This is a genomic window from Curtobacterium sp. MCBA15_004 (genome assembly GCF_001865055.2).
Taxonomy (GTDB): domain Bacteria; phylum Actinomycetota; class Actinomycetes; order Actinomycetales; family Microbacteriaceae; genus Curtobacterium.
The window spans coordinates 1,318,401-1,341,579 of record NZ_CP126266.1; the positions used below are offsets into that span (position 1 = coordinate 1,318,401).

General features: G+C 66.6%; 16 protein-coding genes and 2 rRNA genes. 9 read left to right on the forward strand and 9 right to left on the reverse strand.

Annotated elements, in window-relative coordinates; all coding sequences use genetic code 11:
• Window positions 1-302: 302 nt before the first annotated feature.
• Together QOL16_RS06235 and rrf are read left to right on the forward strand one after the other, a co-directional pair.
• Window positions 303-3,429, forward strand: a 23S ribosomal RNA gene (locus QOL16_RS06235).
• Between the two features lie 137 nt (window positions 3,430-3,566).
• Window positions 3,567-3,683, forward strand: a 5S ribosomal RNA gene (gene rrf / locus QOL16_RS06240).
• A gap of 166 nt (window positions 3,684-3,849) precedes the next feature.
• Here the strand turns inward: rrf and QOL16_RS06245 are convergent.
• Together QOL16_RS06245 and QOL16_RS06250 are read right to left on the reverse strand one after the other, a co-directional pair.
• Window positions 3,850-6,270: an excinuclease ABC subunit UvrA gene (locus QOL16_RS06245; protein ID WP_071282406.1), complete on the reverse strand. Its 2,421-nt coding sequence runs from the start codon at window positions 6,268-6,270 to the stop codon at window positions 3,850-3,852.
• A 232-nt stretch (window positions 6,271-6,502) separates the two neighbouring features.
• Window positions 6,503-7,018, reverse strand: coding sequence for an excalibur calcium-binding domain-containing protein (locus QOL16_RS06250; RefSeq protein ID WP_071282408.1), 516 nt, complete (start codon window positions 7,016-7,018; stop codon window positions 6,503-6,505).
• A gap of 182 nt (window positions 7,019-7,200) precedes the next feature.
• Here QOL16_RS06250 and QOL16_RS06255 point away from each other — a divergent pair, with 182 nt between their 5' ends.
• The 4 genes from QOL16_RS06255 to QOL16_RS06270 all read left to right on the forward strand — a co-directional run bounded on the left by QOL16_RS06255 (window position 7,201) and on the right by QOL16_RS06270 (window position 10,252).
• Window positions 7,201-8,118, forward strand: coding sequence for a hypothetical protein (locus QOL16_RS06255; RefSeq protein ID WP_065962647.1), 918 nt, complete (start codon window positions 7,201-7,203; stop codon window positions 8,116-8,118).
• The gene (locus tag QOL16_RS06260) at window positions 8,118-8,960 is read left to right on the forward strand and encodes a hypothetical protein (protein ID WP_071282410.1); all 843 of its coding nucleotides are present in this window, start codon (window positions 8,118-8,120) and stop codon (window positions 8,958-8,960) included. Before QOL16_RS06255 ends, QOL16_RS06260 begins: the two co-directional genes overlap by 1 nt.
• Entirely contained in the window at window positions 8,950-9,258 is a 309-nt protein-coding gene (locus tag QOL16_RS06265) for a hypothetical protein (protein ID WP_071249328.1), read from the forward strand. The genes QOL16_RS06260 and QOL16_RS06265 overlap by 11 nt, the downstream gene beginning before the upstream one ends.
• 64 nt (window positions 9,259-9,322) lie before the next feature.
• Entirely contained in the window at window positions 9,323-10,252 is a 930-nt protein-coding gene (locus QOL16_RS06270) for an NADP-dependent oxidoreductase (protein WP_071249330.1), read from the forward strand.
• Between the two features lie 197 nt (window positions 10,253-10,449).
• Here QOL16_RS06270 and QOL16_RS06275 read toward each other — a convergent pair whose 3' ends face one another.
• Window positions 10,450-11,283 (reverse strand): SDR family NAD(P)-dependent oxidoreductase, encoded by an 834-nt coding sequence (locus tag QOL16_RS06275; RefSeq protein WP_083394883.1) that lies wholly within the window; start codon window positions 11,281-11,283, stop codon window positions 10,450-10,452.
• A gap of 110 nt (window positions 11,284-11,393) precedes the next feature.
• Between QOL16_RS06275 and QOL16_RS06280 the strand changes: the two genes are divergently transcribed.
• On the forward strand, window positions 11,394-12,338 hold the full coding sequence (locus tag QOL16_RS06280; protein ID WP_071282412.1) for an AraC family transcriptional regulator: 945 nt from the start codon (window positions 11,394-11,396) through the stop codon (window positions 12,336-12,338).
• A gap of 114 nt (window positions 12,339-12,452) precedes the next feature.
• On the opposite strand, the gene QOL16_RS06285 is transcribed toward QOL16_RS06280, so the two are convergent.
• The 5 genes from QOL16_RS06285 to QOL16_RS06305 form a co-directional block, all read right to left on the reverse strand.
• On the reverse strand, window positions 12,453-12,770 hold the full coding sequence (locus QOL16_RS06285; RefSeq protein ID WP_071282414.1) for a hypothetical protein: 318 nt from the start codon (window positions 12,768-12,770) through the stop codon (window positions 12,453-12,455).
• 61 nt (window positions 12,771-12,831) lie between these two features.
• The gene (locus QOL16_RS06290; protein WP_071282416.1) at window positions 12,832-13,410 is read right to left on the reverse strand and encodes a hypothetical protein; all 579 of its coding nucleotides are present in this window, start codon (window positions 13,408-13,410) and stop codon (window positions 12,832-12,834) included.
• A gap of 109 nt (window positions 13,411-13,519) precedes the next feature.
• Window positions 13,520-14,980: a hypothetical protein gene (locus QOL16_RS06295; protein WP_071282418.1), complete on the reverse strand. Its 1,461-nt coding sequence runs from the start codon at window positions 14,978-14,980 to the stop codon at window positions 13,520-13,522.
• Window positions 14,973-15,965 carry a hypothetical protein gene (locus tag QOL16_RS06300; RefSeq protein ID WP_071282469.1) on the reverse strand — a complete coding sequence of 331 codons (993 nt, stop codon included), beginning with the start codon at window positions 15,963-15,965 and terminating at the stop codon, window positions 14,973-14,975. Before QOL16_RS06300 ends, QOL16_RS06295 begins: the two co-directional genes overlap by 8 nt.
• A 112-nt stretch (window positions 15,966-16,077) precedes the next feature.
• A complete protein-coding gene (locus QOL16_RS06305) occupies window positions 16,078-16,707 on the reverse strand; it encodes a hypothetical protein (protein ID WP_071282420.1) in 630 nt (209 codons plus the stop codon).
• Between the two features lie 987 nt (window positions 16,708-17,694).
• On the opposite strand from QOL16_RS06305, the gene QOL16_RS06310 reads away from it, so the two are divergent.
• Window positions 17,695-19,746, forward strand: a complete 2,052-nt coding sequence (locus QOL16_RS06310) for a site-specific DNA-methyltransferase (protein ID WP_071282422.1) — start codon at window positions 17,695-17,697, stop codon at window positions 19,744-19,746.
• Window positions 19,747-19,749: 3 nt separating this feature from the next.
• Window positions 19,750-22,317 carry a DEAD/DEAH box helicase gene (locus tag QOL16_RS06315; protein ID WP_083394885.1) on the forward strand — a complete coding sequence of 856 codons (2,568 nt, stop codon included), beginning with the start codon at window positions 19,750-19,752 and terminating at the stop codon, window positions 22,315-22,317.
• Window positions 22,318-22,504: 187 nt separating this feature from the next.
• Here QOL16_RS06315 and QOL16_RS06320 read toward each other — a convergent pair whose 3' ends face one another.
• Window positions 22,505-23,170: an NUDIX domain-containing protein gene (locus QOL16_RS06320; protein WP_071282428.1), complete on the reverse strand. Its 666-nt coding sequence runs from the start codon at window positions 23,168-23,170 to the stop codon at window positions 22,505-22,507.
• Window positions 23,171-23,179 lie beyond the last annotated feature (9 nt).

Below are 23,179 nucleotides of genomic sequence, written 5' to 3' on the forward strand. Positions count from 1 at the left end.
GGAAGGGGTCGGGGTGTGGTGAGCATCTGGTGCACGTTGTTGGGTCCTGAGGGACCAGGCTTCCCGGCCCGTTGTGGTTGGGGGTTGAGCCGTCTGGTGCTGCCCTGTGTGGGTGGTGCTGGGGACGCGGTTCTTCGAGTGGGCCATGTGATGCCGGCGCGGTTGCGTTGGTGGAGGATGGTGCCGATCGTATGTTGAGAACTACACAGTGGACGCGAGCATCTTTAGATTCGCGTCATCGCATGATCGCCGGCTTCGGTTGGTGGTTGTGGTTGGCGTTGGATCGCAATTTTAATCTTTGTGGTCAAGTTTCTAAGAGCAAACGGTGGATGCCTTGGCATCTGGAGCCGAAGAAGGACGTAGAAATCTGCGATAAGCCTCGGGGAGCTGATAATCGAGCTGTGAGCCGAGGATTTCCGAATGGGGAAACCCCGCCAGGCGCTTTTGTGACCTGGTGACTCCCGCCTGAATATATAGGGCGGGTAGAGGGAACGTGGGGAAGTGAAACATCTCAGTACCCACAGGAAGAGAAAACAACATGTGATTCCGTGAGTAGTGGCGAGCGAAAGCGGATGAGGCTAAACCGATCATGTGTGATAGCCGGCGGGCGTTGCATGGTCGGGGTTGTGGGACACGTCACTCAGTTCTGCCGGACTGGGGCGGTTACAGCGCATCATAGTCGAACCGGTTTGAAAGCCGGGCCGTAGTGGGTGCCAGCCCCGTAGACGAAATGGTGTTATGGCCGGATGTGTATCCCAAGTAGCACGGGGCCCGAGAAATCCCGTGTGAATCTGTCAGGACCACCTGATAAGCCTAAATACTCCCAGATGACCGATAGCGGACAAGTACCGTGAGGGAAAGGTGAAAAGTACCCCGGGAGGGGAGTGAAATAGTACCTGAAACCGTTTGCTTACAAACCGTCGGAGCCTCCTTAGTAGGGGTGACGGCGTGCCTTTTGAAGAATGAGCCTGCGAGTTAGTGATATGTGGCGAGGTTAACCCGTGTGGGGCAGCCGTAGCGAAAGCGAGTCTGAATAGGGCGGTTCAGTCGCATGTCCTAGACCCGAAGCGAAGTGATCTATCCATGGCCAGGTTGAAGCGACGGTAAGACGTCGTGGAGGACCGAACCCACTTCAGTTGAAAATGGAGGGGATGAGCTGTGGATAGGGGTGAAAGGCCAATCAAACTTCGTGATAGCTGGTTCTCTCCGAAATGCATTTAGGTGCAGCGTTGCGTGTTTCTCGCCGGAGGTAGAGCTACTGGATGGCCGATGGGCCTCAACAGGTTACTGACGTCAGCCAAACTCCGAATGCCGGTGAGTGAGAGCGCAGCAGTGAGACGGTGGGGGATAAGCTTCATCGTCGAGAGGGAAACAACCCAGACTACCAACTAAGGCCCCTAAGCGTGTGCTAAGTGGGAAAGGATGTGGAGTTGCACAGACAACCAGGAGGTTGGCTTAGAAGCAGCCACCCTTGAAAGAGTGCGTAATAGCTCACTGGTCAAGTGATTCCGCGCCGACAATGTAACGGGGCTCAAGCACACCGCCGAAGTTGTAGATTTCGCACACAGACAAGCCTTCGTGGTTCAGTCGTGCGGAGTGGTAGGAGAGCGTCGTGTGGCGAGTGAAGCGGCGGAGTAATCCAGCCGTGGACGCCACACGAGTGAGAATGCAGGCATGAGTAGCGAAAGACGGGTGAGAAACCCGTCCTCCGAAAGACCAAGGGTTCCAGGGCCAGGTTAATCCGCCCTGGGTAAGTCGGGACCTAAGGCGAGGCCGACAGGCGTAGTCGATGGACAACGGGTTGATATTCCCGTACCGGCGAACAACCGCCCAAGCTAATCCAGTGGTGCTAAGAGTCCTAACCCGGTTCGTCGGATCCCTTCGGGGTGATGGTGTCCGGTCTAACGCTCGACCCCATGCTGGTGCGGCTAGCGTATGAACAGGTGTGACGCAGGAAGGTAGCTGAGCCAGGCGATGGTATCCGTAAGGTGAACCTGGTGTAAGGATGTAGGGCTGACGATAGGCAAATCCGTCGTCTGTACGCCTGAGATCCGACGCGTACCCGTAAGGGGAAATCAGTGATCCTATGCTGCCGAGAAAAGCATCGACGCGAGGTTGCAGCCGCCCGTACCCGAAACCGACTCAGGTGGTCAGGTAGAGAATACCAAGGAGATCGAGATAATCGTGGTTAAGGAACTCGGCAAAATGCCCCCGTAACTTCGGGAGAAGGGGGGCCGGACACGTGACCGGACTTGCTCCGTGAGCGTTGAAGGCCGCAGAGACCAGTGGGAAGCGACTGTTTACTAAAAACACAGGTCCGTGCGAAGTCGCAAGACGATGTATACGGACTGACGCCTGCCCGGTGCTGGAAGGTTAAGAGGAAGGGTTAGCCCTCGGGCGAAGCTCTGAATTTAAGCCCCAGTAAACGGCGGTGGTAACTATAACCATCCTAAGGTAGCGAAATTCCTTGTCGGGTAAGTTCCGACCTGCACGAATGGCGTAACGACTTCCCAGCTGTCTCAACCGCGAACTCGGCGAAATTGCACTACGAGTAAAGATGCTCGTTACGCGCAGCAGGACGGAAAGACCCCGTGACCTTTACTACAGTTTGGTATTGGTGTTCGGAGTGGCTTGTGTAGGATAGGTGGGAGACTGTGAAGCGGGCACGCTAGTGTTCGTGGAGTCATTGTTGAAATACCACTCTGGTCACTTTGGATGTCTAACGTAGGACCCTGATCGGGTTCATGGACAGTGCCTGATGGGTAGTTTAACTGGGGCGGTTGCCTCCCAAAGAGTAACGGAGGCGCCCAAAGGTTCCCTCAACCTGGTTGGCAATCAGGTGGCGAGTGTAAGTGCACAAGGGAGCTTGACTGTGAGACTGACAGGTCGAGCAGGGACGAAAGTCGGGACTAGTGATCCGGCAGTGGCTTGTGGAAGCGCTGTCGCTCAACGGATAAAAGGTACCTCGGGGATAACAGGCTGATCTTGCCCAAGAGTCCATATCGACGGCATGGTTTGGCACCTCGATGTCGGCTCGTCGCATCCTGGGGCTGGAGTAGGTCCCAAGGGTTGGGCTGTTCGCCCATTAAAGCGGTACGCGAGCTGGGTTTAGAACGTCGTGAGACAGTTCGGTCCCTATCCGCTGCGCGCGTTGGAAATTTGAGAAGATCTATCCCTAGTACGAGAGGACCGGGATGGACGAACCTCTGGTGTGTCAGTTGTTCTGCCAAGGGCACCGCTGATTAGCTACGTTCGGACCGGATAACCGCTGAAAGCATCTAAGCGGGAAGCCGTCTTCGAGATGAGATTTCCATGCACCTTGAGTGTGAGAGGCTCCCAGCAGACTACTGGGTTGATAGGCCGGATGTGGAAGCGGGGACTAACGACCCGTGGAGCTGACCGGTACTAATAAGCCGAAGACTTGACAACACAATTATTTCCCCACCCTTGTGGTGGGGGCTCGCGTCCACTTTGTGGTTCCCGACAGACGATCGGGAATCAAACTGAATACTTCAGCTGAACCAGCATGAAGGAACAGTGTTTGATCCGTTTCGGGTCGACAGTGTTCCGGTGGTCATAGCGAGAGGGAAACGCCCGGTCACATTCCGAACCCGGAAGCTAAGCCTCTCAGCGCCGATGGTACTGCAAGGGGGACCTTGTGGGAGAGTAGGACGCCGCCGGACTCAACTTCACGTACGACCAGGGAACCCCCGACCATTCATGGTCAGGGGTTTTCTGCATTCCCGGGCGCGAATGCGTTTCTCCAGCACATGCCAGCTCGGGGTGGCGTGGACGGGAGGAGCGTGGCGGGCCCGTCCCGCGCCTCCCGGCCGGTGTTGATCGGGCCGGTCAGCCGCCCAGTTCGGCGCGCAGGTACGGTGCCGTGCGGCTGTCCGCCGACGCGGCGACCGCGGCCGGCGTGCCGGACGCGACCACACGACCACCGTCGTCGCCGCCAGCCGGACCCATGTCGATGACGTGGTCCGCCTGCGCGACGACGCTCATGGTGTGCTCGACCACGACGACGGTGTTCCCGGCGTCGGTGAGTCGGGCGAGCTGCGCGGCGAGCAGCTCGACGTCGGCCGGGTGCAATCCGGTGGTGGGCTCGTCGAGCACATAGAGCGTGTGGCCCGACCGGGCGCGCTGGAGTTCCGTGGCGAGCTTGATGCGCTGGGCCTCGCCGCCGGACAGCTCCGGCGCGGGCTGTCCGAGACGCAGGTAGCCGAGGCCGACGCTGCGGAGGGCGTCGAGGGCGCGGGCGGCTGCGGGCACGGACGCGAGGGCATCGGCGGCCTGGTCGACGGTCATGCCGAGGACGTCGGCGATCGTCGCGCCGTTCCAGCGGACCTCGAGGGTCTCGTCGGTGTACCGGGAGCCGTGGCACTCGGGGCACGGGGCCCAGCTGCCGGGGAGGAAGAGGAGCTCGACCGAGACGGAACCCTCGCCCTGGCAGACCGGGCAGCGGCCGCCCTCGACGTTGAACGAGAACCGCCCGGCCGACCAGCCGCGGGAGCGGGCCTCGTCGGTGGCCGCGAAGGCCTGGCGGACGGCGTCGAACAGGCCCGTGTAGGTCGCGAGGTTCGAGCGGGGGGTGCGGCCGATCGGCTTCTGGTCGACCTCGACGACGCGCGACACCGTCGGGTGCTGCGTCGCGACCGCGGGGAGGACACCGCCGACGAGCGAGGACTTGCCCGAGCCGGACACCCCCGTCACGGCGGTCATCACGCCGAGGGGCAGGTCGACGTCGAGGCTGCGGAGGTTGTGCCGTGTGATGCCGCGGAGCTCGAGCGTGCCGACCGGTTCGCGCGGCTCGTGCTGCACCGGGGTGGTCCGGGGGTGCAGGTACCGGCGGGTGACGCTCGCCTCGACGTCCGCGAGTCCGTCCGGCGGCCCGCTGTACAGGACGGTGCCGCCGCCGGAGCCCGCACCGGGGCCGACGTCGACGATCCAGTCGGAGCGGCGGACGATGCCCATGTCGTGCTCGACGACGAACACGCTGTTGCCGCTCGCGCGGAGGTCCTCGAGCACCTGGACGAGCGGCTCCGCGTCGGCGGGGTGCAGACCCGCGCTCGGCTCGTCGAGGACGTACACGACACCGAACAGCCCGCTGCGGAGCTGCGTCGCGATGCGGAGGCGCTGCATCTCGCCGGGGGAGAGCGTCGGCGTCGCCCGGTCGAGGCCGAGGTACCCGAGCCCGAGGCCGGTGAGGACCTCGACGCGGGACAGCAGGTCCGCGGCGATCGACTTCGCCACCTCGGACCGCTCGCCCGAGGTCACGCGGGAGGTCGCCGCGACCGGGTCCGTGAGCTCCGCGGTGGGGCGGAGGACCTCGGCGACCTCGGTCAGCGGCAGGGCGTGGAACTCTGCGATCGACAGCCCGCCGAACGTCACCGCGAGGGCCGCCCGGGTCAGGCCCGAGCCGCCGCAGAGCTGGCACGGCCCGGACTCGACGTACTGCATCGCCTTCTTGCGCTGCGCCTCGCTCTGCGAGTCGGCGAGGGTGTGCAGCGTGTACTGCCGGGCACTCCAGAACCGGCCCTTGTACGGCTTCGCCACCCGGTCGCGCTTGGGGTGCACCTGTACCACGGGCTGCTCCTCGGTGAAGAGGAGCCAGTCGCGGTCCTCTCGCGGCAGCTCGCGCCACGGCCGGTCGATGTCGTACCCGAGGACCGCCGTCACGTCGCGGAGGTTCTTGCCCTGCCAAGCACCCGGCCACGCGGTGATCGCACCGTCCCGGATGCTCAGCGACGGGTCGTGCACGGCGGAGGCCTCGGTCACCTCGTGCGCCGTCCCGATGCCGTGGCAGCGCGGGCACGCCCCGACCGCGGTGTTCGGCGAGAACGAGTCGGAGTAGAGCTGCTCGGCGCCCTCCGGGTAGGTGCCGGCCCGCGAGAACAGCATGCGCGTCGAGTTGCTCAGGGTCGTCAGCGTGCCGACGGTGGACCGGGTGCTCGGGGCGCCGCGACGCTGCTGCAGCGCGACGGCCGGGGGCAGGCCCGTGATCTCGTCGACGTGCGGGGTGCTGCCCTGCGCGATGAGCCGGCGGGCGTACGGCGCGACGGACTCGAGGAAGCGGCGCTGCGCCTCGGCGAAGACCGTGCCGAACGCGAGGCTCGACTTGCCCGAGCCGGACACCCCGGTGAACGCGACGATGCGGTCGCGGGGGATGTCCACGTCGACGTCGCGGAGGTTGTGCTCGCGGGCGCCGCGGACGCGGATGAAGCCGTCGGGTGCGGGGGTCGTGTCGGTCTCGTGGTGCGGGGCGGGCATTCGTTCGACTGTAGGCGCGGTGGCTGGGCGGCGTTCTGTCGTGGGCGCGGCGGGGCCGCGGGCGCGGCGCGGCCTGCGGTCGGGAGGTGCGTGGCGGGGGTGCGGTGCGCCTCCCGTCCGGTGGGTCCCGGGTCGGGAGGCGCGTGGCGGGGTGCGGCGTGCCTCCCGTCCGGTGGGCGACGGGTCGGGAGGCGCGTGGCGGGGGTGCGGTGCGCCTCCCGTCCGGTGGGGCTCAGTCCTCGCAGCCGACCCCGTCGCCGTCCCGGTCGAGCTTGCGGGAGTAGCCGGGCTCACCGGCGCGGATGGGGGCCGCTCCCGCGGCGCGCACCGCGTCGCAGTTCGCGTAGAACGCCGACGCGGGTGCGGCTGCCGCCGGCGCCGCTGCCGCCTGGGCTGCTGCTGCGGCGGCCTGGGCGTCGGCGGCTGCCTGGGCGTCCGCTGCGGCCTTGGCGTCGGCCGCGGCCTTCGCCGCGGCTTCTGCGGCTGCGCGTTGCGCGGCCTCCTCTGCTGCGCGCTTGGCAGCGGCGTCCGCAGCGACCTTCGCGGCCTCCGCTGCCGCGGCCTGTTCGGCGGCCGCCTTCGCCGCGGCCGCGCTGGCGGTGGAGGTCGGGCTGGAGCTCGACGCGGCTGCGACGAACGCCGCGGCGTCCTCCGAGGAGCCGGCGCTGCATGCGCTCAGGGAGAGGGCGAGGGTGAGTGCGCCGGCGGCGGCCCAGGCGATGCCGAGGCGCTTCGAGGTGCGGGTCATCGGTGACTCCAGAAGGTGAGGGAACCGCAATCATCTCCCGGGGTGGGCGCTCAGCAGCACTCCCCAGAGCGGGGGTGCGTCGCGCCTCCCGTTCTCGTACGGGTGCGCGAGCGACCTCGGGGCGGGGATCGGTGGTCGTCGGTAGGGTCGTGCCGGGGGAACACGATCGGCGAGGGGGACGCATGAGCGACGACGAGCACGTGCGGCAACGCGGCGGGCACCGGAAGCACGGCGGCGGATGGATCGCCGGCAGCATCGTGGCGATCGTGGTGGGCTGGTACCTCGCGCTCGCGTCGGTCCTGTCGACGGCGGGCCCGTGGTCGAGCCGCTGGCCGGACGCCGGGATGCTCATCGCGTACCTGATCGCCGCGGCGCTCGGCTTCGGGGTGCCGCTCTGGGGCTTCACCAGCCTGCGGCGCGAGGGCACGGTCGACCCGAGCGTGAGCATGGTCGGCCCGACGGTCTGCCTGCTCGTGCTGTCGCTCGGCGGCGTGACGCTCCTGCCGTTGCCGCTGGTCCAGGGGTCGCACATGGTGTCCGACGCCGTCGAACGGGCGCAGCCGCCGACCGCTCGTGAGACCGCGCGGACGGTGCCGCAGGCGCAGGAGGAACTTGCAGCCCTCGGTGACCGCGTCGTCGTGGCGATGGGCGGCGACCCCGCCGCTCCGGCAGCCGAGACGGAGACGGACTCGTGCCGCCTCGGGAACCAGGCTCCCGGGACGATGGTGCGGTACTCGTGGTGGCGGGGGACCGCCGATGACGGTCCGGCCGCCGGTGCCGCGCCCGAGGGCGCTGCGGCACCTGCCGAGCCGACGCCCTCGCCGTCCGCGACGGTGTCGGACGCGGAGGGTGTGCGGATGAGTGCGCCCGCGGTCGAGCTGCTGCAGGACGAGGGGTACCACGTGTACCAGCGGTACGACGGGGGAGGCGGCCGCCTGACCACCGACGCGTGGAGGGGGAGCGCGACCGTCGGGCAGCGTGGAGAGAGCCTGCTGTTGGAGAGCGGGTGCCTGGTCGATCCGGACGCGGTGGACGAGGACCAGGACCGTGCGTCAGGCGTTGAGCCTCGGGCGCACGGGAAGGACGAGGGGGATTCGTGATGGACGACACCGCGTGGTCGCCACCGAGGCGGCGGAACGGCATCTGGTGGATCGTGGCGAGCGGGCTGCTCCTGCCCGCGGGGTGGATCGCGTGGCTGCTCGTCGCGCTCGCCGGGTACAGCGGAGCGGGGAACTCCACACACTCGCTCTCGACGCAGACGACGGGGAGCATCGTCGTCACCGTCGTGTGTGCCGGAGTGCCGCTGACCGGCGTCGTGCTGCTGCTGGTGCAGCGACGGCGGGACCCGTCGGTGACGCTGGTCGGGCCGGTGGCGTGCGCGGTGTTCGCGGTCGTCGCGGCCGTGTCGCTCGGCTACCCGACCGTGGAGGTCGCGAAGCACTGGACGGCGGATGCGGAGCGACGGGCGCAACCCCTGACCGCGCTCGAGACGAGCAGGACGCAGGCACAGGCCGAGCGGGACCTCGCCGAGCTGGGCGAGCGTGCCGTGCGGGCACTGGGCGAGGACCCCGGCGCGGGTGAGGTCGGGCTGTTCTCGCGCGGGTGCCCGCTGTCGAACCTCGAGCGGGGCACCGAGTACACGTGGAGGTGGTCGTCGCCCGGCGAGCGCGAGGGCGAGGACGAGCCGGGGACCGAGGCGGACCGCACTGCCGATCTGCTGCCGCAGGACGAGGCCGAACGGCGCCTCGCGGCGGTCCGCGAGGTCTTCCGCGGTGCCGGGCTCCGTGATGTGGACCCGCTCGGCTGGGACGCCCGGGCGGTCGGCGACGACTGGCTCGCGGAGGGGAACGCGGGTGTGACCCGGACCACCGGCGACGTGGTGATCCAGACGACCTGCTTCGCCGGCGGTCCGGGGGACGGGTACGACGACGATGACGGATGAGCCGGACGCCACCGCGGGCGCTCGTCGCCGGGCACCCGCCGGCGTGTGGGGCGCCTTCGTGGTGGCCGCCGGGTGCACCGTGTACGAACTCCTCGCCGGTGCGCTCGTGGAGTGGACCGGGCTCGGCTTCGTACCGCTGCTCTTCGTGCCGCCGCTGTACCTCACGGCGATCCTGCTGCTGATCTGGGTCGGACAGCAGGGGATCCCGGTGGTGCGGACGTTGGCGGTCGTCCTGGGGATCGTGCTCGCTGCGTCGTTGCCGGTCGCAGTCGTCGTCGCGCTGCGGACGTGGAACTGACCCCGGTGTTCGCTCCTGCAACGTCCGCTGAGTCCGCTCCGCCGCCGGCGCGTAGACCGGGAGCATGAAGGTCGTCGGAGTCGCAACGTTCGGAGGGCCCGGAGCCCTCGCCGTCCACGAGGTCCCGGAGCCGCACGCCGGCCACGGCACCGTCCGGATCCGGGTGCAGGCGTTCGCCGTGAACCCCACCGACACGGGGGTGCGAGAAGGACAGCGCCCGACCGACACCGAGCCGCCGTACGTCCCCGGGATGGACGCCGCCGGGGTGATCGACGAGGTCGGACCCGACGTGTCCGACTGGCAGGTCGGCGACGAGGTCATGGCGATGGCCCTCCCGCTCACCGAGCACGGCGGCGCGTACGTCGAGCACCTCGTCGCGCCCGTCGGGTCCTTCACGCGGACCCCCGCCGGCACGTCGATCGAGGAGGCCGCCACCGTCCCGATGAACGGGCTGACCGCGCTGCAGATCCTCGCACGCTCGGGACTCCGTGCGGGCGACACCCTCGCGGTCACCGGTGCCGCCGGGCTGCTCGGGAACTACGTCGTGCAGCTCGCGAAGCAGCGCGGCATCACGGTCATCGCGGACGCCGCACCGAAGGACGAGGAGCTCGTCCGCTCCCTCGGCCCCGACCACGTCGTCCCGCGCGGCGACGGGTTCGCCGCAGCTGTCCGAGGCCTCGTGCCGGACGGGGTCGACGCGCTCGCCGACGCCGCCGTACAGCGTGAGGAGGTCGTCGAGGCCGTGCGCGACGGTGGCTTCTTCGCCGACGTGCGGGGCTGGGAGGGGAACGGCGCTCGCGGCATCCGGTTCGAGCGGATCATGGTGTTCGAGGAGTACACGTCGTTCGACCTGCTCGAGGAGCTCCGGCAGGCGGTGGAGGACGGCATCCTCACACCGCGGGTCGCGGAGGTGCTGCCCGCCTCGCGGGCGGGGGAGGCGCACGAGCGCCTGGCCGCCGGTGGGACGCGCGGGCGGTTCGTGCTCACCTGGTGAGGGCGGGTCGCGGACGCGACCGTGTGACGGACGGGAGGCGCGGTGCCAGCTGGCACCGCGCCTCCCGTCCGTCCCCGCGTCGCGTCGCGTCACTTCACTTCGCTTTGCGTCGCCGCCTTGCCGAGCGCGCCCGTCCGTCCCGGTGTCACGCCCCGACGCTGCGTGTTGCCGCCCGACGGGGTGGGCCGGCCGCGCCCTCAGGACAGCCGTGTCGAGGCGATCCCGCCGTCGACGTCGATCGTGCCGCCCGTGACGAACGCCGCCTGGTCGGACGCGACCCATCGGACCGCGCGCGCGATGTCGACCGGCTGGACCGGGCGGCCAGCCGGGGTGCCCTGGGTCATCGCGGCGAGGACCTCCGCCGAGTCGGCGTTGCCCGGGGTCGCCGTCGCGCCCGGGGCGACCGTCACGACGCGGATGCCACGGTGCCCGTACTCCGCCGCCCAGGCGCGCGTGAGCTGCTCGACCGCGGCCTTCGTCGCGGGGTAGAGGGCCATGAACGGGACGCCGACGCGTGCCATCCACGAGCCGATGTTCACGACGACACCGCCGCCGCGCTCGGCCATGCCCGGGGCGAGAGCCGCGACGAGGACGTGCGGTGCGCGGACGTTCGTCGCGAGCAGGGCGTCGACGGTGTCATCGGACAGCGACTCGGTCGGGCCACCGGGGTAGACGCCCGCGTTGTTCACGAGGACGTCGACGTGGCCGCCGAGCTGGTCGAGCGCCGCGGCGGCGAGGGCACGGACCGCCGTGGCGCTCGCTAACAGGTCGGCGACGAGTGCGACGGTTCGGCCGCCCTGCGCCTGGATGTCGGCGGCGACCGCCCGGGTGCGCTGCTCGTCGCGGCCGTGGACGGCCACGGTCAGGCCGGCGGCGGCGAGCTCGCGGGCGACGGCCTCGCCGATGCCGCTCGAGGCGCCGGTCACGAGGGCGGTGCGGGGTGTCGTGTGGTCAGGGGTCGTCTCGGTGGGCTGCGTCGTCTGGTGGGGTGTCGTCTGGTGGGGTGTCGTCTGCTCGTGCTGTGTCGTCATGGTCCGATGCTCCGGCTGCGCGCACGGCCGTCGCTTGCCCGGATCCGCGGAGACCTTGCCCGATCCCGTGACGTCTCCTGCTGGTGTGCTCGGATGGGTAGGTTGGCGACGTGGACGACCGCATCGCGCAGCACCTCGACCGTGCAGCCGCGATCGCGTCCGCGCACGCCGCCGTCCTCGGGAACGACCACCACGCCGCGGCCGCCCGCACCGGATCGGCGCACCACGCCGAGGCGCTCGGGCTCACCGTGTCCCGGGTGCACCAGCCGACGGGGTTGTTCGACCGGCGGTACGTGCCGTCGCTGTCCGTGGTGCTGCGCGGGCGGAAGCGCTCGATCGTCGGGGACGACGACCAGGAGTGGGGCCGCGAGCGGTTCATCATCACGCCCGTGGACCTGCCCGTCGTCGCAGGCGTGGTGGACGCCGCGGGGGCGGACGGCTTCGTCTCCGCGGTGTGGCGGCTCGACCCCGTCGTCGTCGGCGAGGTCGTCGCCTCCATGTCCGTCCCCGCTGCTGCAGCCGCCGCGCCGGTGCCGCGACTCGGGCGCTGGACCGAGCCACTCGCGGACGCGTTCGCCCGGCTGCTCGGACTGCTCGACGCCCCCGAAGACATCCCCGTGCTGTTCCCGCTCGTCTCGCGGGAGATCGTGCTGCGGCTGCTGCAGACCGCGCAGGCACCGAGGATCACGGCGGCGCTCGACGGGAGTGGCACCTCGGTTGTGGCGGGTGCGACGGCGTTGCTGACCTCGCGGATGGACGAGCCGTGGTCGATGAACCGGCTCGCGCGGACCCTGCGGGTGAGCGAGTCGACGCTGTTCGCCCGGTTCAAGGAAGCGACGGGGATGACGCCGGCGCAGTACCTCAAGCGGACACGACTGGGGGAGGCGCGGCGGCGGATGGTCGTGCACGGGGACACCGCGGCGCGGGCTGCGGCTGCGGTCGGGTTCCGGAGTGCGTCGCACTTCTCGCGGGACTACCGGGAGGCGTACGGGCGGCCGCCGGCCGCGGATGCGGTGGTGGCGCGGGCGCAACTGGCGTCGGCGACGGCGGTGTAGTCGCGCAGGGTGGGGCGGGACGGACTGGAGGCGCGGGGCGGGGTGGTGGCGGGCCTCCCGTCCGGTGGGTGGTGCAGTGGGTCCCGTCGCTGCGCGAGCACGCGCGCCGGGAGGTCAGCCGTGTTCGCGGCCGGGGAGCGGGGCGCCGTCGAGGAACGCCTCGTAGTCGGCGCGGGCGTCCTCGTCGACGGTCGGGGCGCCGCGACCGTACCGGGCGTCGGTGCGGTCGCGCTTCGGGCCGGAGAGCCAGAACCACTCGTCGGTCTCGACGTCGCGGAAGTTGGCGTCGAACCCCTGCTCGCGGGCGAGGGTGCGGCCGTGGAAGGACGCGGTCCTCCAGGTCTTCGTGAAGCGCACGAGGCTGATCCAGGCGGGGCCGGCGTCGGTGGGGTGGCCGGTCTTCAGCTGGACGTACATGATGCGGTCGGGCATGGGGGGGGGGGGAGCGTAGCGGTCCGAGGTCGCTTTCCCCGGGCCTGTGCTCGCGTTCCCGTCACCACCGTGGCAACTCATCGTGCCACGGATGACCCTTCGGCAGGCCCACCCGCGAGGTCTCCGTCGCGAGCGCGTGGAACTTCGGTGGCAGCAGGACCGGTACCTCATTCGTCGGGAGCGCGAGCGAGGACCAGGCGTCCTCGTAGCGAGCGAACGTGGGCAATGGGACACGGGACCGCTCCGGTCCGGCGTTCCGGGTGCCAGCGGGGATCCCGGGAGTCGTCAACCAGTCCATGTGCTGGATCCAGGCGGAGGCCGCGACGTGGTCGCGGGGCACGACGAAGTAGCGCAGCGGCGCAGACAGGTCGTCGTCGATCGCCACCATGACGAACCACTCGTGTCGATGCAGGGAGGGCTGTTGGGACTTCTCGCCGAGTGGCCACGAGAGCCGAGGGCCGCTCCCTCGCGCGGCCTTCACCTGGACCTCGACCATCGTGCGGTCTCCTCCGAGCTGGACCGCGAGGATGTCCGTGCGTTCCAGACCGTCGCGCGTCAGCGCCGGTGCCCAACCGTGTCGCGCGAGCTCGGCCGCGACTGCATGCTCACCGATCGTCTTCGTCTGTTTCGTGTCGACCACGCGATGAGCATAGGCAGCGCGACGTGCGATGCGCGGCGTCTGCCACCGAGGCACAGCTCGGAGTCGCCCCCGCGCGCAGTCATCGCGGCCGTCGCTCAGATCAGTGGTGTCAGTCGAGGAAGTAGGCCGCGGTCTTCTCGTCGGAGTCGAGGATGTCCGCGGAAGCCACCCCGACCTCGATCGCGAGCGCGACCGACCCGGCGAGCGCGGTTTCCACGTCTTGTGAGAACGCGCGGTCGAGGACTGCGACGTACGTCGACGTCGCGGATCTGAGCCGGTCGACGAGTTGTTCCTGTTCGCTCGTGAGACGTTCTCCGAGCAACCGCTGCTCGTCGGCGTATCGCTCGAGCAGCTCGCACTCCCGCCGAGCGAGGCAATCAGACACCGTCTGGTACATCACGGTACCGATCGTGTTGCCGATCACGGCTCCGAGGACCGGGATCGGGATGACCGCTTGGCCGACGAGCGACGAGACCGCACTGACCGCAGCTTCCAGCGAGACCAGTTCGGCACGCTCGATGAACTCGCTCTCCGTGATCGTTCCGGTACGCAGCTCGTTCGCCAGCTCGGCGATGCCGAAGCTCGCCGTGACGAGTGCACTCGTAACAGCAGCGGGCGTCGCGGCCAGATTGCTCAAGGTGTAGACACTCGCACCGCGGACGCCGCCCTTCACGGCGCCCACTCCCGATTCTCCGAGGACTTCGGTCCAGTCGCGGGCAGTGAACTGCGCGAGCGGTGTCCCGGCACGGTGCTTCCTGACGACTGCCATGACGAACGTCGTCACCCCTTCGACGGCGCCAGCGGCGATCGTGGCCTTGCCCGCCTCTCGGATGGATGCTCGCCCTGCAGCGGATGCATCGGCACGCTGTGACCGAGCGGTCGCGCGCAGCGAGTCCTTCTCGCTCTCGAGAGTGGCCGCGTACGAGCCGCGTTGGACATCCACGTAGTCGAGCGCAGATGGCTCGAGCGAGTCCACGTCGACTCGTCCGGTACCGAAGAACGCTCGGACGCGGACCCAGTCCCCGTACGACGGACCGTCACCGGACCCCGCGACGAGCTTGCTCGCGTCCGTTGCCGACATGGAATGCAAGTCGCGGATGGTCTCGTAGTGGTCCGCGGGAATCTGGTACTTCCCACCGTTCCGGATGAAGTCTGGGTACTTGTCGAGGTGCTCGCCGATCGCCCCCAGCCCGAGGCGACCGCCCGCGGCGACGAACTTCTGCTGGATCTCGACGCCGTCTCGGAGGAGGTCGACTGGGCCGTTGTCGTTGACCCACCCGTAGCGAGCAGCGTCGCCGACGATCCGTGCTCGGGCGTTGCCGACGCCGACCTCAGCGACCTCCGCGATGAAGCCGTGCATTCCCTTCACCCCGCCTCGGTTCCGGCCGACGACCTCGAGGTCTATCTTGCGGAGCGCTGCGTCAACCGTCGAAAGTGCTCCGTCAAGGTCGTCCGGGTGCCGTTCCAGACGCTCGAACAGCGTCTCGAGGCGGACCTCGTTGAGGTGGTTCACCCAGGCAGCGACAGCCTGCTCCTGGATCCGCTTCGCGCCGCTGATCGGTTCAGCCACCCGCGGTCTCCGGCACGATGCGCGTCCCGAGGAGAGCCGCGCAGGAGGTTGCTGTGTTGACCAGCGACGCAAGACGCGCCTGATCTGCCCTGGAGACCTCGTTGAAGTCCTCGCCGAAGGCAGCGAGCGACTGCGTGTAGTTGTCTCGAAGGAGTTCGCGGACCGACGTGCTCCGGTCGAGCAGGGCTCTGATCTGCGTCTCGAGTGACCTGACGGCGGCAGTGTTCCCGCGAAGCGCGAGCAGCGCCCGGTGCTTCGCTTCCCGTGTCTCGGACTTCTTCTTCGTGAAGAGCACGATCGACGTGAGGAGCGCCGCCCCGGCGACACTCCAGCCGATCGGACCCGCCAGCGCGAGGAGCGCTGCGCCCATCGCGGTTCCGCCCCCGCCGGCCGCCAGTGCGCCGCCGCCCAACCACGCGAGTGCTGCGTTGGTGGCTGCCGCTCCCGACAGCGTCGAGATCGCCGTTCCGGCGGACGCCGCGCCGAAGGTGGTCGCAGTCCACATCGCCGCTGCGGGCGCGAGGCTCGCCACTGCGGCGCCGACCGAGATGCCGGCGCCGGCTCCGAACGCCGATGCCCGAGCGGCTTCGAGGTCCTTCCGCGCGAACTCCTCGGCCTCGAGGAACGCGGTCCGGTTGAGCTGGGCCGCCTCGAAGGCCGTCTCGAACGACTTCGGCGTGTTGGCGATGCTGTTGACCAGGTGCTCGACGAGTGCGAGCAGATCCACCGACCGCTCACGCTGCCGGAGGAGCGCGAGGCCCGTGTCGGTCATCGACGTGTGCGCCGCGTTGTAGTCGATCGTGGCCCGCTCGTACGGATCTTCGTCCGGAGCTCGGCGGGCTTCGAGGGCGTCCTCCGCCGACTCCCGCAAGGATCGCGCTTGGCCGATCACGCGCGAGGAAGTGTCGCGGGTGGCCTGCCCCACCGTGTCGAGGGTCTTGGCCAGGCCCTGTTTCAGCTTCTCGGGGTCGAATGGTTGGGGCAACGTCACTCCTGTGCTCACCGGTGGTGTTCGGAAAGCTACCTGAAGCGAGCGACAGTCAGGTCGTTTCGTCACCTCGGCGCGGTCGTCGGGATCCCCTCCGGCCGCGGCTGGTTCAGGTCAGCGCAGCCGAAGAACGCGCGGCGACGAAGCTGTACAAGGCTTCGGCGGTGACGACCGCACGACCCCTCAGGAGAGCCTCCAGCCGGACGCCTTCGACGTGGTCGTATATCGACAGTCGCGCAAGACGGACCACTCCCGTGGCCGCGGCCGCATCCTTGACTGCGTCGTACAGCGCTCGCTGCTTCCACCGGGGAGCGCCGCCACTCAGGAACACCATCTCCGCGTCCGCGGGACCGAACATCCGCTCGGCGGACGGATTCGTCCACCGTCTGCCGCCGGTGCCGGACCGCTGTTCATGTTCTGCCGAGTGACGTTGGTAGTCGACGGCCCACGGGAGTGCTGATGCGAACGGAGCGAGCAGGGTCAGCGCGCGGTAACGGTTGAAGTGGAAGTCTTCGTCGAGCTCGACGATGACTTCGCCGTACGACAGATCCCACGGCCCTGGTCGGAACAGTGGCTCGGGTGCGAGTCCGCCGAGCGAGTGGTACAGGTCGAGGATGTCTGCTCGGGTGCTCGCTGGCAGGTCAGGGAGCCTGGGCGCCGCCGACCGAGCCGTCCTCGTCAAGCCTGCTCGGACGAGAGCCTCGTCGAGCACGGAGACACGTGCGCCGGTCCTGGTCATGAGGACAGTCTGGTGCTTCGACCGACGCTCGCGGATGGAGGACGCAGAACAGCATGGATACCGAGGAGCCGAGCGAGCCCACCGCTCCGGTACTCGCTCTCTCGCGTCGCAGCAGCCATGATGATGGCGAGGTCCGCGCGTCACCGACGCGGCTTAGGTTTTTCGAGGAGGACGCGGATCATCTGCCCCGGGAGGACTGAACCCGCAAACAGAGCCGGCGTCGGATCTTCCTGATCAACTCCGACCAAAGTGTCCGACCGACTGCAGAGCACGCGGCGGGTACTCATTGCTGAGGCTCGCGCAGCGGATCGCCACTACGGGCTCTTCACACAGATGCGAGTGCGGGGTGGTTTAAACTCCGTGCCGTTCGTCCGCGGGCTGATGCATGGCGAGCAGCCCGAGCGAGCAAACTTCGGCGACTACGAACTGCGCTTCTTTGATGACCCGGGGTAGATGCACGAGGCGGTCCGTGCACGAGACGCGGAGGGGAGTGTCGCACGGCCGTCGCTCGGCATGCATGGGACTCGAAGAGCATGAACGACGCGGACGCCTGCGACATCGAGGTCCATGGGCAGTGGCTGAGGCGGAACCAGACGCAGAAGGGCTGGATCACATCAGCTCGCCGCCAGCGGATCTACATGCCTGCGGACCGCGACTGGCGGTCTCCGCACTGTGTGATCGGCTCTAGATCTGCGCCCGCCACTGTCGCCTGTTCCTCCACCCCAGACCCACGGATCGCCGCTCCGGACGAGACGTGCCGAGGGGTTGCCGCCTATAACTGCATACTCACCGATCATGCTACGACGACGGAGGCTCGCCGCGGGTGGTCGCAATGAGGTAGCCGTCACTGTGGCGGGCGCCAACTGAGCCAGAGAGCGGCCGGGGCGGGAGGAGCGAATGAGGATGCCGCGACAATCGATCACCGTCCCGTGATGCCACCCTCTGCACGTGACTCGCCCCGGGACGACCAGCCGCTAGATTAGAGGGATGGCGCACATCGACTACCTGGTTCGACGAGTGGCCGATCCCGACCTTCGCGGCCAGATTGCCGAGGAAGTCGCGAAGCTCGTGGAGCGCAAGGACTTCGGTTTGGTGTTCCAGCAGCACCGGCCCGAGGACGTCGAAACTCCTGGTGTCCGCCCGCGGCGAGGCGATCGCGTTCGCATCCGCGGCGACCTTGCGAAGCGCGACTTCCACGTGACCGCCGCAGCAAAGGGCGTCGCGTCACTCCTGCCGCTTGACTCGAGCGGGCAAGTGCTGGCGGATGCTTCGATCATTCAGCGATCCATCGACGGTCTGGTGGTCGTGAAGGATTTTGATCACCCCGTCTATCCCGGTCTGGAGCTTGTTCAGGAAATTGATGCGGGCGGTGACAAGCCGCCGCAAGTAGTAATCAACGGTGAGAACTACTACGCTCTCGAGGCGCTCTTGTATACGCATACAGGTCAAGTGGACGTCATCTATATCGATCCGCCCTACAACACCGGAGCGGACGACTGGCAATATAACGATCGCTACGTTGAAGGCTCGGACGCCTACCGTCATTCAAAGTGGCTGTCATTCATGGAGCGTCGCCTCAAGCATGCGAAACAACTCTTGAAGCCGACCGGAGTCCTTTTCATGTCCATCGACGACAACGAACAGGCTCACCTTCGGCTCCTCGCGGACGACATTTTCGGACAGAGTAATTTCCTCGACACCATTGTTGTCGAAATGTCGACGACGTCCGGTCCGAAGGTAGTGAACGCTCAGCAGGGCACGATAGTCAAGAATGCTGAGTTCGTGCATGTGTATCGTCGCGGACCCCAGTTCGACGAAGTTCAGCACACCCCGCTCCTTGATGGCGTGAGTACATGGGACAAAAATTACTCTCTCTGGCTCGAATCGGATGGGACCGTTAGCTCGTTTCTCGAACAGCTTTCTGGGGATCCAGCCGTCCGAGCGGACATTGAACGCTTCGGCCTGATGCGCGCCAATCGATTCGCCGGTATGACCAGCATGGACAAGCTCCTGATGTTGTCCGGAGCCGCGGTTGCCTTCATCGAAAGAAACGTCGACCGCATCGCTCGGACCGACCGCGTCCCTATGGGAATGCGGTCTGAGGACGTCGCCCCGGGCACCTGGCGGGATGTACAGGCGGGGCATCGAACCTACACGTTGACCAAAACTTCCGGTGGTAACATTATGCAGGTCGTTCGCCTGGCGCGTAATTATCGGATGTCCGACGACTATCGGCCCCGCTACGGACGGACTGTCATTCGAGGCGACCTGTGGAAGGGATTCCACTCGGACATGGCACACGTGGGCCTTGAGGGAAGGGTGCCGTTCGGTAACGGCAAGAAACCCGTTCGGCTCGTCAAACAGCTCATCAAGTGGGCGAATAACTCGCCGGACGCAGTGATTCTAGACTTCTTCGGTGGCTCGGGAACGACAACGCACGCAGTCATGTCCCTGAATGCAGACGACGAAGGTCGGCGGCAGTCGATCCTTGTAACGAACAACGAGGTCTCCAAGGTGACCGCGGCGCGTTTGCGGCGAGCAGGTTTTCTTCCGGGAGACCGTGAGTGGGAGCAGGAGGGGGTTTTCGAAGCTGTCACCGTTCCCCGGATCGCGAATGCAGTGCGAGGATCCGACGCCCAAGATGCTAGCCAGGGTGCTCCCCTCAACGAGAATGTTCATTTCTATAAGCTGACCTACCAGGACGAAAACCAGGTAGCGCTCGACCGTCGATTTGAGGCAATCGCTCCGCTGCTCTGGATGAAGGCAGGAGCTATCGGCGACGTCATCCGCTCTCGTGAGGAACGTTGGGCTCTCTCGCAAAGAGGAACTTACGGCGTGCTGTTTGATGTTGCGGCTGCGCGCGAGTTCGCGGGTGCACTCGAGGCCAGTCAGGCAGCACCGCGGCACCTTTTCGTAGTCGCCGAGTCTGAGAGCGCCTACCGGGCCGCCGTGTCCTACTTCCCCGATCGCATGCGGAGCGTGGCAACGCGCCTCTATGCGGACTATTTGCGTTCATTTGAAATCAACGGGGAGGGCTGAGCCGTGCAGTTCGACCTCCTTGATTTTCAACAGATGGCCGCCGAAGAGCTGCACGCCGAAATTCTCAAAGCCCAGCGCCGATACGACGATGACAACGAACTCCTCGGAGCCGTTGTGCTTGAGGCGGCGACGGGTGCCGGCAAGACGGTCATCGCGACCGCGGTCATTGAACGGCTCTTGTACGGTGCTGACGGTGCGGAGCCGATTCCCGGTACGACCGTTCTTTGGGTGACCAATGACCCTAGTCTCAATGCGCAAACCGCTCGGAAGATGCAAGAAGCGTCTGGTCGTCTCAGTGACATCCGTCTACTGGGACAAGGAGCAGCATTCAATCAGGAGACTTTCGACCAGGGCGCCGTATACTTCCTTAACACGCAAGCTGCATCGGCTACGGCCCGCATCACAAATCGTGGCGATAAGCAAGACTGGACGATCTGGCAAACGATCGAGAATACTGTTCATGACCGAGGCTCGAGTTTCATCGTGTTCGTCGACGAGGCCCATTACGGCGTCGGAGGCCGCGCCAGCGGCCAGCCGACGGTCGTAGACAAGATCGCGAACGGCGACACTCCGATTCCTGTGTTTGTCGGGATCTCTGCAACTGCCGATCGCCTCAACAAATCCCTTAGTGAGCAGCAGTCGAGGTTCCGCCGCAATGTGACGGTACCTATCAGTGCAGTCAAGGCTTCGGGCCTAGTCAAGGACCGTATCGTGCTGGCTCCGTCCGAAACCATCGGTGAAGTCGTGGCGGACACAACCTTCGTCCGCGAAGGTGTGCGCAAAACGCGCGAGTATGAACACCGTTGGGCCGCGTACGCTCTAGCACAACGTGAACCGCAAGTGATCCCGGCCTTGGTGATCCAGTTGCCCGACGAACGCTCCGATGACGGCTCATTTCGGCAGCTGCTGGCTAGCGTCGTCGAGTCTGTGCTGCAGGAGTGGCCCGGTCTGAAAGCTTTGCAGATCGTGCACACTTTCGGCGAGCACGCACCGATCGACCTTGGCGGCGGACGGGCGGTCCGCTGGATGGCACCCCAGGACATTCAGGATGCGATCGAGGTTCGCGTCGTCCTGGCGAAGAACGCAATCACGACGGGCTGGGACTGTCCTCGGGCCGAGGTATTGGTCAGTTTGCGGAAGTCGACCGACTACACGCCCATCGCGCAGCTGATTGGAAGGATTGTCCGCCAGCCATTTGCCCGGCGGATTGTTGCTGACGAAGTTCTGAATAACGTGCACGCGTACCTACCGCAGTTCGACGAGAAGACGGTCATGAACGTTGTTGCCCAGTTTTCCGGAGGAGAGGCTGGAGCATCCGCGGAGGTCGTTCGTGCGTCGTTAGAGTACGCGGCACCCGACGCTATGTGTGGAAATCTCGCGATACTCGCTCAACTGCCGACATATACGGTGCCGTCCCGAAATCATGTTCCTGAGGTTCGTCGGCTCCATCAGTTGGCCACGTTCCTGGAGAACGACGGCATTCGTGCGCACGCTATATCCCAGGCTCGTTCCTACTTGAATTCGGTGCTCGACGATGAAGTCCGAAAGCTTGCAACCTCGGGTGAGTTGGACGAGTTGCGCACTTCGGTCTCCGAAGTGTCAATCCGGGAGATCTTGGTCTCCCTCGATGGGACCGTGATCGACGGTGAGAGGACTGTCTCCGGAACCAGGTTCGACGCGAAGAACATCGATGATGTCTTCAAGCGCGCAGCGCGGACTTTGAAGGACGGCACTGCTGAGGCATATTGGTCGTACCTTGTGGATGCAGACGAGGATGAGGATCCGATCGAGGCGAAGATCACTGTTGCGGCACTGGCGCTTTCAGACGCCGCGCCGACTAACCTCGAGGCCGCTGCTGGTTCGCTCACCAACGACTGGCTGCGGGCATCGCAAAAGGCAATTTACGCACTGCCCGAAGCCATGCGCCTTCGCTACAAGCGACTACAGGCCGAGTCAGCCGCACCGCAGCTTGGGCCCGGCATCGAGATAGGGGGGACAATCGTTGATTCGGTCGCAATCGCTGTGGGGGCCGATCTGTCGGATGTCGAGTTGCAAGAGCGCATATTGGGGGATTCGCCCAATCGCTGGCCGAAGCACCTGTATCAGGGTATAGACGGTCTCTACTGGACTAAGCCGACGGCGACAGACGGACTCGAGCGCAGCGTCCTCCGCTCAGAATTGGCTAGCGAGCAAGTTGTCGGCTGGTATCGAAATCCCCCCGGTGGCGAACGCGCGCTTTGCATTCCTTACTTCGACTCCGGCAGCAACCGATGGGCTCGACTTCACCCAGACTTTATTTTCTTCCACGACGTACGAGGACAGCTTCGCCCTTCCATCGTTGATCCGCACGGCATTCAGCTCGAGGACTGGAGGGACAAGTTGACTGGGTACCTCGATTACGCGGACAAGCATGCAGCCGCCTACAGAATGATTGCGCCAGTGACGGCAATCGAAGGAACCCTTTTGTTCCTACCGTTGCATGACGCTGATCTCCGCGGTCTGGTACGCACGTCGCTGAACTTGAACGAGAGCGTCGAAGCTATTTTCCGCCGCCTCGGGATCGCGTACTAAGCTACGGTCGACATGCAGTCCGGGGTCCGCGTGTGGAGCATCGACGCCTCGTGAAACTTCGAGGACATGACGTCGGCAGTGGCTTGCGACAGATGCGAGCCAGTCAGCGGATGTTCACGATTCAGTTCACGCAAGGGGTCCTTTTCGGCCGTTCGGCGTACGCAAGCCAGGGCGTTCGAGGAGAGAGTCAGCTGGGGCGTGGACCCGCCAGCCGCCTCCATACCCCCGCCGGCTTCCCCGGCCCCTCCGCCCGCTTCCCCTCCGCAGCCTCAAGCATCGGCACCATCGCCCGGCGGAACGAATCCGGCAACAACGCCCGCCCCGCCACCGTCTCGTGCACCCGCCGCAACTCCGTCATGGTGAACGGCTCAGCCACGAGCCCCCACGGGTCCGGCGTCGACTCGTACGCAGCCCGTAGCCGGGCCACGGCCACGGCGACGATGTCGTCGTGCCCGTGCACCATCCCGTGCGCGTTGGACACCGGCACGAGCCGCACCCGCGACTCGTCCAGACCCGATGACAGCGACGAGAACGGCACCACGTCGAGGTGCCCGACCGACATCACCCATCCCCGACTGTCCCGCGCCGGATCGTCGAACACTTGCAACTGCTGCGGCGCCAAGCCCGTCACGCCTGCCTTCGCCTGCAGGGACCGCAGAACCGCGTCGGCCAACCGCTCGCCCTCGTGCACGAACGTGCCCGGCAGTCGCCAGTCCCCGTCGACCGCGTCCCGCACCTGCAGCACGGACAGTTCTTCCTCCACAGTGACGGTCAGCACGGCGGTGTCCACAGCCACCGAGGGTCGCGGGTAGTCGACCAGGCGCTTCCCGGCAGGATCGCGGTACTCACTCACGACGACGAG

Bases quoted from the DNA above. Each gene is read 5' to 3' on its own strand.
- QOL16_RS06275 (WP_083394883.1), bottom strand. From the start codon at position 11,283: ATGACGACACAGCACGAGCAGACGACACCCCACCAGACGACACCCCAC.
- QOL16_RS06250 (WP_071282408.1), bottom strand. From the start codon at position 7,018: ATGACCCGCACCTCGAAGCGCCTCGGCATCGCCTGGGCCGCCGCCGGC.
- QOL16_RS06270 (WP_071249330.1), top strand. From the start codon at position 9,323: ATGAAGGTCGTCGGAGTCGCAACGTTCGGAGGGCCCGGAGCCCTCGCC.
- QOL16_RS06285 (WP_071282414.1), bottom strand. From the start codon at position 12,770: ATGCCCGACCGCATCATGTACGTCCAGCTGAAGACCGGCCACCCCACC.
- QOL16_RS06255 (WP_065962647.1), top strand. From the start codon at position 7,201: ATGAGCGACGACGAGCACGTGCGGCAACGCGGCGGGCACCGGAAGCAC.
- QOL16_RS06260 (WP_071282410.1), top strand. From the start codon at position 8,118: ATGGACGACACCGCGTGGTCGCCACCGAGGCGGCGGAACGGCATCTGG.
- QOL16_RS06310 (WP_071282422.1), top strand. From the start codon at position 17,695: ATGGCGCACATCGACTACCTGGTTCGACGAGTGGCCGATCCCGACCTT.
- QOL16_RS06265 (WP_071249328.1), top strand. From the start codon at position 8,950: ATGACGGATGAGCCGGACGCCACCGCGGGCGCTCGTCGCCGGGCACCC.
- QOL16_RS06245 (WP_071282406.1), bottom strand. From the start codon at position 6,270: ATGCCCGCCCCGCACCACGAGACCGACACGACCCCCGCACCCGACGGC.
- QOL16_RS06305 (WP_071282420.1), bottom strand. From the start codon at position 16,707: ATGACCAGGACCGGCGCACGTGTCTCCGTGCTCGACGAGGCTCTCGTC.